We start from the raw sequence: 10,128 nt of genomic DNA on the forward strand, positions 1-10,128 counted from the left end.
CGATCGGCCGCGCCACGCGCGGCCCGTGGTCCCCGCCGAGAGGCCGGATGCCTCCGGCGGGGATATTTGTGGAGGGAAGACGGGACCGGCGCCTCAGAAGAAGGCCTGAAGCCCGGTCTGCGCGCGGCCCAGGATCAGGGCGTGGACGTCATGGGTGCCCTCGTAGGTGTTCACCGTCTCGAGGTTCATCATGTGCCGGATGACGCCGTATTCCTCGGAGATGCCGTTGCCGCCATGCATGTCGCGGGCGAGCCGGGCCACGTCCAGAGCCTTGCCGCAATTGTTGCGCTTCATCAGCGAGATCGCCTCGGGCGCAGCGGTCCCCGCATCCATCATCCGGCCGAGCTGAAGCGAGCCCTGAAGGCCCAGCGCGATCTCGGTCTGCATGTCGGCAAGCTTCTTCTGGAAAAGCTGTGTCTGCGCCAGGGGCCGCCCGAACTGCTTGCGGTCGAGCCCGTATTGCCGCGCCTGGTGCCAGCAGGCCTCGGCCGCGCCCATCACGCCCCAGCTGATGCCGTAGCGCGCGCGGTTGAGGCAGCCGAACGGGCCCTTGAGGCCCGAGACGTTGGGCAGCAGCGCGTCCTCGCCGACCTCGACCCCGTCCATCACGATCTCGCCGGTGGTCGAGGCGCGCAGGCTCTGCTTGCCCTTGATGGTCGGGGCGGACAGGCCCGCCATGCCCTTCTCCAGCACGAAGCCGCGGATCTTGCCGTCATGGGCGTCGGACTTGGCCCAGACGACGAACACGTCGGCGAAGGGCGCGTTGGAGATCCACATCTTCGCGCCGCTGATCCGGTAGCCGGTGTCGGTCTTCACCGCCCGGGTCTTCATGCCCGCGGGGTCCGATCCGGCATCGGGTTCGGTCAGGCCGAAGCAGCCGATCAGCTCACCCGAGGCGAGGCCCGGCAGGTACTTCTGGCGCTGCTCCTCCGAGCCATAGGCGTGGATCGGGTACATCACCAGCGAGGACTGCACCGACATCATCGAGCGGTAGCCCGAATCGACCCGCTCGATCTCGCGCGCGACGAGGCCGTAGGTGACGTAGGTCGAGCCGAGGCCGCCGTATTCCTCGGGGATGGTCACGCCGAGCAGGCCGGCCTCGCCCATCTTGCGGAAGAGGCCGGGATTCGACGTCTCCTGCGCGTAGGCGTCGCGGACGATGGGGGCGAGCTCGCTCTCGGCGAAGCTGCGGGCCGCGTCGCGTAGCATCCGCTCCTCCTCGCCCAGCTGGTCCTCCAGCCGCAGGGGATCGTCCCAGACGAATGCCGAGAGAGACGGGCCGTGGCCCTCCGATGCGATGTCCTTCATGACGTCCTCCTTGCGGCGCAGGGCGACCCGGTCTCCCCGACCCGGCCGGGATGCTGACGGGACGGGTCTGCGCGTGTCCGAATTGCGGGGACAGATAGGACGATGGTCGCAGGGGCGCAATGTGGCCCCGCATCGCAGGTTGACCGCGGGGGGGTCCCCATGCCCCATGGCGCGCATGAAGAGCATCGACGACGTGCAGGCCGCGCTGGCCGGACAGAACTACGTGTGTGGCCGGGCGCTTGCGACCGTCACCTTCCTCGCGCTGACGCTGAAGCGGCCGCTGTTCCTCGAGGGCGAGGCGGGCACCGGCAAGACCGAGATCGCCAAGGCGCTGGCCGCCGCGCTGGGCCGGCGGCTGATCCGGCTACAATGCTACGAGGGGCTCGACGCCGCTTCCGCCGTCTACGAGTGGAACTTCGCGGCGCAGATGATCGCGCTGCGCCGGGCCGAGGCGACGGGCGAGGCGCCGCCGGACCTGTTCTCGGACGCGTTCCTGATCGCGCGCCCGCTGCTCGAGGCGATGCGCCCGCAGGAGGGCGGCGCTCCCGTCCTGCTGATCGACGAGATCGACCGGACGGACGCCCCCTTCGAAGCTTTCCTGCTGGAGGCGCTGTCTGACTTCCAGGTCACGATCCCGGAGACGGGCACGGTGAAGGCGCCCGAACCGCCCATCGTCATCCTGACCTCCAACCGCACGCGCGAGGTGCACGACGCGCTCAAGCGCCGCTGCCTCTATCACTGGGTCGACTACCCCTCGCACGAGCGCGAGATGGAGATCGTCGCCGCCCGCGCGCCCGAGGCGTCGGAGCGGCTCTCGCGCGAGGTGGTGGCCTTCGTGCAACGGCTCAGGACCGAGGACCTGTTCAAGAAGCCCGGCGTGGCCGAGACGCTGGACTGGGCCAAGTGCCTGCTGGCGCTCGACATGATCGAGCTTTCGCCGGAAGTCATCGCCGACACGCTCGGCGCACTGCTGAAGTATCAGGACGACATCCAGAAGCTGCAGGGCAGCGAGGCGAAGCGCATCCTCGACCAGGTGCGGGCGGAGGTCGCGTGACCTGCTCCTTCCTGTGGCCGGAAATACTCTGGGGGTCCGGGGGCTAGCCCCCGGTTTCGAAACGAGCATGGAGTACGCCCCCCTCGAACTTCCTGACGAGCCCAAGCTCGCCGGCAACATCGCCCATTTCGCCGCCGCCCTGCGCCGCGCGGGCGTCCCTGTGGGCCCCGACCGGCTGCTGCTTGCCACCGAGGCCGTCGCCGCGGCGGGGTTCACCGAGAAGCGGGACTTCTATCATACGCTCCACGCCGTCTTCGTGCGACGGCCTGAGCATCGGGCGACCTTCGACCAACTCTTCCGGCTCTACTGGCGCGATCCGCGCTACCTCGAGCACATGATGGGGCTGCTGACCCCCACCGTGCGCGGCGTGCAGGAGGAGCGGCGCGCGAAGCCGGCCGAGAAGCGCGCCGCCGAAGCGCTGCTCGACCGGCATGACGCCCCCGTGCCCGAGAGCGAGGAGGAGGTGCCCGAGGAGGTGGAGATCGACGCCTCGGCCACCGCGTCCGGCAAGGAACGGCTGCGCGCGCTCGATTTCGAGCAGATGTCGACCGCCGAGATGGCCGAGGCGAAGCGGATGCTCGCGACCCTGTCGCTGCCGGTCAGGCCGCTGCCCTCGCGCCGGACCGAAGCCTCGGCGAAGGGCCGCGTCGACCGGCGGGCGACGCTGCGCGCGGCGCTGCGCCGGGGCGAGATCGCCGCGCTGAAGCACACGCGCCCGCGGACGCGCTGGCCGAACCTCGTCGCGCTCTGCGACATCTCGGGTTCGATGTCCTCCTACAGCCGCGCGTTGCTCCATTTCCTGCACGCCGTCGCCAACCGGCAGGGGCAGGGCTGGGCCGAGGTGCATGGCTTCACCTTCGGCACGCGGCTCACCAACATCACCCGCCACCTGCGCACCCGCGACGTGGACGCGGCGCTGGCCGCGGCGGGGGCCGAGGCGCAGGACTGGGAAGGCGGCACGCGGATCGGTGAGGCGCTGCACGCGTTCAACCGTGACTGGTCGCGGCGGGTGCTGGGGCAGGGGGCGGTCGTGCTGCTCGTCACCGACGGGCTGGACCGGGGCGATCCCGCCCGGCTCTCGCATGAGGCGCAGCGCCTGCACCTGACGGCGCGCAAGGTCATCTGGCTCAACCCGCTGCTGCGCTGGGACGGCTTCGCGCCGAAGGCCGAGGGCATTCGCGCGCTGCTGCCGCATGTCGACAGCCTGCGGGCGGGCCATTCCATCGCCGCGCTGGAGGGGCTGGCCGCGGCGCTGTCGCGCCCCGACGACGTCGGTGAACTGGCGCGCCTGCGCGGCTGATCGCGCAGGAACCGGGTCGCGCGAACCCCGCCCTCACGCCATCGGTGTCCCCGTAGCGAAAGGACCCCGAGATGCGCTTCCTCCCCTTCGATCCCGACTTCGTCGCCAGCGTCCGCGCCGGCGGCCCCGATGCCAACGGCCGGCCTGCGGAACGCGCGGTCTCGGACGGCGGCGGCGCGCCGTGCCGGGCCTGCCTCGACGATATCGGAAAGGGCGCCGCGATGCTGATCCTCGCCGCGCGGCCCTTCCCCGACCTCCAGCCCTATGCCGAGCTCGGTCCGATCTTCCTGCATGCCGACGATTGCCCGGCCTGGGACGGCGAGGGCCTGCCGCCTGTTCTGGGCACCTCGCCCGACTATCTCGTGAAAAGCTACGGCGCCGATCACCGCATCCGCTACGGCACCGGCGCTGTCGTCGCGACCGGAAACCTGGCGCAGGCCGTGGCCGACAGGCTTGGCGACGCGGCCACGGCGTTCGTCGACATTCGCTCGGCCCGCAACAACTGCTTCCTGACCCGGGCGGTGCGCTGAGCGACCGCGGGAACCGGGGGGACGGGCGGGCGTTGTGCGATACGCACAGCCGTTATCGCATAACCGCGCAGGTCTGCGCATATCCGCCGCGGGGGTAATGCCCTCGCCCTACGTCCCTGCAGGAGGTCGCACATGCGCCGCCCAGTCTCACAGTTCACAACCCTCTGCGCCTCTGTCGCGCTCGCCTTTCCAAGCTATACGCTGCCGGTTCACGCTCAGGACAGGCTCAACCGCGAGGAGGCGATCCAGCTCTGCGTCGACAAGACCGGTTCGCAGGAGCGCGACGTCGTCGGCGCCTGCGTCATCGAGGAATTCGAAGCGCGGGGCCAGGAGCAGGCCGCGCAGCAGGCGCGCGAGGAGCTCGGCTTCGCGGCCGAGGCCGATATCGAGGAGGCGCCCCCGCTGCTGTCCCGCGATGAGGCGATCCGGAACTGCGTGGCGGAACTGAACACCGAAGACCGCCAGACGATCGGCGCCTGTGTCGCCGACGCACTGGAGGCGGACGATCAGTCCGAGGAGGCCGACGCCATCCGCGCGACCCTCGCCGCGGAAGCCGAGGAAGCGCGCCAGGCTGAGGAGCAGGCTGCCGCCGAAGCGCAGGCCGCCGAGGAAGCGCGCCGGGCCGAGGAACAGGCTGCCGCCGAAGCGCAGGCCGCCGAGGAGGCGCGCCAGGCCGAGGAGCAGGCCGCCGCCGAAGCGCAGGCCGCCGAGGAGGCGCGCCAGGCCGAGGAGCAGGCCGCCGCAGAAGCTCAGGCCGCCGAGGAGGCGCGTCAGGCCGAGGAACAGGCTGCTGCCGAAGCGCAGGCTGCCGAGGAGGCGCGTCAGGCTGAGGAGCAGGCTGCCGCCGAAGCGCAGGCCGCCGAGGAGGCGCGTCAGGCCGAGGAGCAGGCTGCCGCCGAGGCTCAGGCCGCCGAGGAAGCGCGCCAGGCTGAGGAGCAGGCTGCCGCCGAGGCTGCGCAGCAGGAGGAAGAGCAGCGGCTCACCCGTGAGGAGGCCATCCAGACCTGTGTCGCACGGCTGAACTCGCAGGACCGCCAGACCGTCGGCGCTTGCGTCGCCGACGAGTTCGAGGCCGCCGGGCAGACCCAGCAGGCGGAGCGCATCCGCACCGTTCTCGCCGAGGAAGCCGCCGCGGCCGAAGCCGCGCAGGAGCAGGCGGACGCCGAGGCGGATGCCGAGGAAGCCGCCACCCCGATCACCCGCGCGGCCGCGCGCGACGCCTGCGATGCCCAGCTCGGCCGTGAAGGCCGCGACCAGCTGCGCGCCTGCGTCGCCGACACGCTGGAGGCCGATGGCCAGACCGAGCTTGCCGAGCAGGTCCGCGCCGAGGCCGCCGCCGCCGAGAGCCGCGTCGCCGACGAGGTCGCCGCCCGTGGCGAGCCGGAGCTGACCGAGGAGGAGCGTCGCGCCGCCGAGCGTGCCGCCGCCGCGCTCTCGGACGAGGGTCCGAGCGACGCTGCCGCGGCCGACGAGGGCGCCGAAGGCGAGGTCGTGGAGGAGACGGTGGCCGCCGAGGACGTCCGCACCTCCGCCGAGGACTTCGAGACCAGCGCCGTCGTCAGCGAGGACGACGACGATGACGGGCTGTCGAGCACCCAGAAGATCGCGCTCGGTGCGCTCGGCGCGCTGGCCGTCGGGGCGCTCCTGAACAACCGCACCCGCGTCGTCTCGAACTCGGGCGACCGCGTGGTCGTGCAGCAGGACGACGGCGACCTTCAGGTCCTCAAAGACGACGACGCGCTGCTGCGGCAGGCGGGCTCGACCGTGCGGACGGAGAACTTCGACGACGGCTCCAGCCGCACCATCGTCACCCGCGAGGACGGCAGCCGGGTCATCACGGTCCGCGACGCCTCGCTCCGGGTGCTGCGCAGGACGCTGATCGAGCCCGATGGCGACGAATATGTCCTGATCGACGACACGCAGGACTTCGAGCCGGTCGATCTGTCGGAACTGCCGTCGCAGCCGCTGGTCACCACGCGCGCCGGTTCTGCGCTCGACCCGCTGGCCGGGCTGGGCACGGCGCAGGATGACCCGCTGCGTGACGCGCTGCGCCGTGAGGCCGGGCTGGTCACGCCCGCCGCCGTCGACCGCCGCTTCTCGCTGAGCCAGGTGCGCAACATCCCCGAGGTCCGGGCGCTTGCCCCCGCCTTCGAGGTCGCCGATGTAACTTTCCCCTCGGGCTCCGCCGCGATTGCGCCGGAACAGGCACGTAACCTGACCGACCTCGCCCGTCTCGTGCTGGAGGCCATTCGCGAGAACCCGCGCGAGGTCTTCCTGATCGAGGGCCATACCGACGCGGTCGGCGACGCGGCCTACAACCTCGCCCTGTCCGACCGCCGGGCCGAAAGCCTCGCGCTGGCGCTGAACGAGTATTTCGGCGTCCCGGTCGAGAACATGGTGGTGCAGGGCTATGGGGAGCGCTTCCTCAAGGTCCCGACGCAGAGCGACGAGCGGGCCAATCGCCGCGCGACCGTGCGTCAGATCACGGGCCTGCTGCAGACCGCTGCCGCGAACTGACGGCAGCCCTGCCGCGAAGCCGGACGACGGCCCGTCCCCGAAAGGGGGCGGGCCGTTCACGTTCATTCGTGGGGGGTCGGGGATCTTCCCGAGCAGCTCGTCCGCCGCCTCGAGCACGTCGTCATAGTCCCATTGCCCGGCCCGCTGCTTGGCGGCCGTCAGCGCGCTGCGATGGACCCGGCTGAAGTCGCCGAAGGGGAACATGTAGCGCCCCTTCGTGTCCTCGTTCTCGTCGGTATCCTCGGCCAGATGCCACGCACCGAAGCCGTCGTAGCCGTCGCGATCGACCTTCTCGTTCTCGGCCTCGGCATCGGGCTGCGCCTCGCCCCAGTCGCTGTCCTTGACGTAGTGGTTCGCGTCGATGAGCTGCCGGGCGTGGTCGAGCCCGGCCTTGTTCAACCTGACTGGCATGTCGGTCTCCTTCCCGTTGCGTGTCCGACCAAACGCCAAGGCCGCGCCGCCGGTTCGCCCTTGCGCCTGCCGTGCCCGGGCCGCACCCTTGTGGCGGACGGAGGATCTGGCCATGGACTCATTCGACGACGCGCCCCGCGCCGCGCTGGACTGGCACCGCGCCGGGAAGGGCGCGGCCCTCGCCACCGTGATCGAGACCTGGGGCAGCGCGCCGCGCCCGCGCGGCTCCCAGCTCGCCATATCGGAGGATGCGGAACTGGTCGGCTCCGTCTCGGGCGGCTGCGTCGAGGGCGCGGTCGTGGCCGAGGCGCTGGACGCGATGGGCGACGGGCGCCACCGGGTCCTCGAATACGGCGTCTCCGACGACGAGGCCTTCGCCGTGGGGCTCGCCTGCGGCGGCACCATCCGCATCCTGCTGGAACCCGTCGGCGGCACCCTTCCTGCCGCCCTGCTGGAAGACCTGACCGCCCGCCGATCCCGCGCCGAGCCCGTGGGCCAGGTCGTCGATATCGAGACCGGCGCGACCCACCTGACCTCCGACGTGGCCGAGCGGCTGCGCGCCGACCGGAGCGACTTCGAGCCGGACGGCCACAGCTTCGTCACGCTCCACGCCCCGCCCTTGCGGCTGGCCGTGGTCGGCGGGGTCCATGTCGCCCAGGCGCTCGTCCCGATGGCGCGGCTTGCCGGCTATGCCGCCACCGTCATCGACCCGCGCGAGGCCTTCGCCGCGCCCGCCCGCTTTCCCGACACGGCCCTCGTCCACGACTGGCCCGACGAGGCGATGCGCGCCTTCGCCCCTGACGCCCGCAGCGCCGTCGTGCTGCTGACCCACGACCCGAAGCTCGACGACCCCGCCCTGATCGAGGCGCTGCGCTCGCCGGCCTTCTACGTCGGCGCGCTGGGCTCGACCCGCACCCATGCCAAGCGCGTCACCCGGCTGCTGGAGGCCGGCCTGAGCGAAGCCGAGATCGCCCGCATCGACGCGCCGATCGGCCTCGACATCGGCGCCCGCTCGCCCGGAGAGATCGCGGTCGCGATCCTCGCCGCGATGACCCAGGCGCTGCGGCGGGGATGAGGTTCGGCACGGTCCCCCTCGATGCGGCCGAGGGTGCGGTGCTCGCGCATTCCGTGGCCACGCCCGACGGGCGGCTGCGCAAGGGGACCTTGCTGGGCGCCGCCGAGATCGAGCGCCTCGCCGGGGCCGGGCTCACCGAGGTGATCGTCGCCCGGCTCGACCCCGGTGACGTGCCCGAGAACGAGGCCGCCGCCCGGCTGGCCGAGGCCCTGCGCGGCCCCGGTCTCGACCGCCGCGACGCCTTCACCGGTCGCGCCAATCTTCATGCCGAGGGGCCGGGCGTGCTGCGCGTCGACGCCGCCGCCATCGCCGCCGTCAACGGGGTCGATCCGATGATCACCGTCGCCACGCTGCCGGAATGGCAGCGCGTGGCGGAGGGGACGATGGCCGCGACGATCAAGATCATCTCCTACGCCGTTCCCGAGGCCGCGCTGGCCCGCGCATGCGCCGCGGGGAAGGGGGCGCTGACCCTGGTGCCGCCCGCGCTCGACGCGGCCGAGCTGATCGTGACCACGCTCGATGGCGCGCCGACGGGGGCCGAGGCGGTGGCGGCCCGGCTCGAGCGTCTCTCGGTCGCCTGCACCCTGCGCGAGGTCCCGCACCGTACAGACGCGCTGGCCGCCGCGCTCTCGGAAGGCACCGCCCCGCTGCGCCTCATCCTGACCGCCTCGGCCACCTCCGACGAACGCGACGTGGGCCCGGCGGCGCTGCGGGCCGCGGGCGGGACGCTCGACCGCTTCGGGATGCCGGTCGATCCTGGCAACCTCCTGTTCCTCGGCCGCCTGGGCGAGGCGCAGGTCATCGGCCTGCCGGGCTGCGCCCGCTCGCCCGCGCTCAACGGCGCCGACTGGGTGCTGGAGCGGGTCGTCTGCGGCGTGCCGGTCACCCCCGGAGACATCGCCGCGATGGGGGTCGGCGGCCTCCTGAAGGAGATCCCGACCCGACCCCAGCCGCGCGAGCGGCGCCGCTGAACGCGGCGCGGCGTCGCGGCACGGATTAACGGTTCCACGCCCGCGGCACCTGTGTTTACCTCCCGCCAAACAGGGAGGATCTGGTTCATGGAAACGGTAACCTTGACGGTGAACGGCAAGCTTCGGAGTGCGTCTTCGGAGGGGCGGACGTTGCTTGTGGAGTGGCTGCGGGAGGGGTTGCGGCTGACGGGGACGCATGTGGGGTGCGACACCAGCCAGTGCGGGGCCTGTCTTGTGCATGTGGACGGGGCGCCGGTGAAGGCGTGCTCGGTTCTGGTGCAGGACATTGCCGGGTCGGAGGTGACGACGATCGAGGGGATGGCGGAGGCGGATGGGAGCCTCGGCACGATCCAGGCGGCGTTCCGGGAGCATCACGGTCTGCAATGCGGCTTCTGCACGCCGGGGATGGTGATGGCGGCGGCGTCGCTGCTCAAGGAGAACCCGAAGCCGACGGAGGCCGAGGTGCGGCATTATCTCGAGGGCAACATCTGCCGCTGCACGGGCTATCACAACATCGTCAAGGCGGTGCTGGCGGCGTCGGGCCAGGAGGTGGCGCCGCCGGCGGTGGCTGCCGAGTGAGGCCGGGCCGGTCGGGCGGGGTCTTCCCGTCCGTCCGGCCGGCCGGGGCCCGGGCGTCCGCACCGCCCGGGCCCTTCCGGGGGCGCGGAGGAGGAGCCGCGCCCCCGTCCCCGCCCGCCGACGCGGGGCAAGGGGGGGCGGGCCCGATCCGGTCCCGGGCGGGCGCGGGACGACCAGGAGATCCGGGGGCAGGCGCGCGGCGCCGCCTCCGGGCAGATCAGGGCCCGCTGGGACCCGAGCAGATCAGGGCCTTCCGGCCCGCGCATATCAGGGCCCGCTGGGACCCGAGCACATGAGGGAGAGAGACGACATGCCGAAGGATACCGGGATCGGGGCGAGCCCCAGGCGGCGCGAGGACGCGCGTTTCCTGACGGGCAAGGGGC

At 72.1% G+C, this 10,128-nt stretch carries 8 protein-coding genes; 7 read left to right on the top strand and 1 reads right to left on the bottom strand.

Annotated elements, in window-relative coordinates; translation table 11 throughout:
* Positions 1-93 precede the first annotated feature (93 nt).
* Positions 94-1,308 (bottom strand): acyl-CoA dehydrogenase, encoded by a 1,215-nt coding sequence (locus DR046_RS04360; protein ID WP_115380341.1) that lies wholly within the window; start codon positions 1,306-1,308, stop codon positions 94-96.
* A 166-nt stretch (positions 1,309-1,474) separates the two neighbouring features.
* Between DR046_RS04360 and DR046_RS04365 the strand changes: the two genes are divergently transcribed.
* From DR046_RS04365 to DR046_RS04400, 7 genes are all read left to right on the top strand, one after another.
* Complete coding sequence (locus DR046_RS04365; protein ID WP_115380343.1) at positions 1,475-2,362, top strand: AAA family ATPase; 888 nt, start codon at positions 1,475-1,477, stop codon at positions 2,360-2,362.
* 67 nt (positions 2,363-2,429) lie between these two features.
* Positions 2,430-3,662 (top strand): vWA domain-containing protein, encoded by a 1,233-nt coding sequence (locus tag DR046_RS04370; protein WP_115380345.1) that lies wholly within the window; start codon positions 2,430-2,432, stop codon positions 3,660-3,662.
* A gap of 71 nt (positions 3,663-3,733) precedes the next feature.
* Entirely contained in the window at positions 3,734-4,192 is a 459-nt protein-coding gene (locus DR046_RS04375) for a DUF1203 domain-containing protein (RefSeq protein ID WP_115380347.1), read from the top strand.
* A 132-nt stretch (positions 4,193-4,324) separates the two neighbouring features.
* A complete protein-coding gene (locus tag DR046_RS04380) occupies positions 4,325-6,709 on the top strand; it encodes an OmpA family protein (RefSeq protein ID WP_115380349.1) in 2,385 nt (794 codons plus the stop codon).
* A 523-nt stretch (positions 6,710-7,232) separates the two neighbouring features.
* Complete coding sequence (locus DR046_RS04390) at positions 7,233-8,195, top strand: XdhC family protein (RefSeq protein ID WP_115380351.1); 963 nt, start codon at positions 7,233-7,235, stop codon at positions 8,193-8,195.
* Positions 8,192-9,166 carry a molybdopterin-binding protein gene (locus DR046_RS04395; RefSeq protein WP_115380353.1) on the top strand — a complete coding sequence of 325 codons (975 nt, stop codon included), beginning with the start codon at positions 8,192-8,194 and terminating at the stop codon, positions 9,164-9,166. Before DR046_RS04390 ends, DR046_RS04395 begins: the two co-directional genes overlap by 4 nt.
* A gap of 87 nt (positions 9,167-9,253) precedes the next feature.
* The gene (locus DR046_RS04400; protein ID WP_115380355.1) at positions 9,254-9,745 is read left to right on the top strand and encodes a (2Fe-2S)-binding protein; all 492 of its coding nucleotides are present in this window, start codon (positions 9,254-9,256) and stop codon (positions 9,743-9,745) included.
* Positions 9,746-10,128: the final 383 nt, after the last annotated feature.

Source organism: Jannaschia formosa (assembly GCF_003340555.1).
In the GTDB taxonomy this organism is placed as follows: Bacteria; Pseudomonadota; Alphaproteobacteria; order Rhodobacterales; family Rhodobacteraceae; genus Jannaschia; species Jannaschia formosa.

Coding starts and splice junctions, on each gene's coding strand:
- DR046_RS04360 (WP_115380341.1), bottom strand. CDS start 1,308: ATGAAGGACATCGCATCGGAGGGCCACGGCCCGTCTCTCTCGGCATTC.
- DR046_RS04365 (WP_115380343.1), top strand. CDS start 1,475: ATGGCGCGCATGAAGAGCATCGACGACGTGCAGGCCGCGCTGGCCGGA.
- DR046_RS04370 (WP_115380345.1), top strand. CDS start 2,430: ATGGAGTACGCCCCCCTCGAACTTCCTGACGAGCCCAAGCTCGCCGGC.
- DR046_RS04375 (WP_115380347.1), top strand. CDS start 3,734: ATGCGCTTCCTCCCCTTCGATCCCGACTTCGTCGCCAGCGTCCGCGCC.
- DR046_RS04380 (WP_115380349.1), top strand. CDS start 4,325: ATGCGCCGCCCAGTCTCACAGTTCACAACCCTCTGCGCCTCTGTCGCG.
- DR046_RS04390 (WP_115380351.1), top strand. CDS start 7,233: ATGGACTCATTCGACGACGCGCCCCGCGCCGCGCTGGACTGGCACCGC.
- DR046_RS04395 (WP_115380353.1), top strand. CDS start 8,192: ATGAGGTTCGGCACGGTCCCCCTCGATGCGGCCGAGGGTGCGGTGCTC.
- DR046_RS04400 (WP_115380355.1), top strand. CDS start 9,254: ATGGAAACGGTAACCTTGACGGTGAACGGCAAGCTTCGGAGTGCGTCT.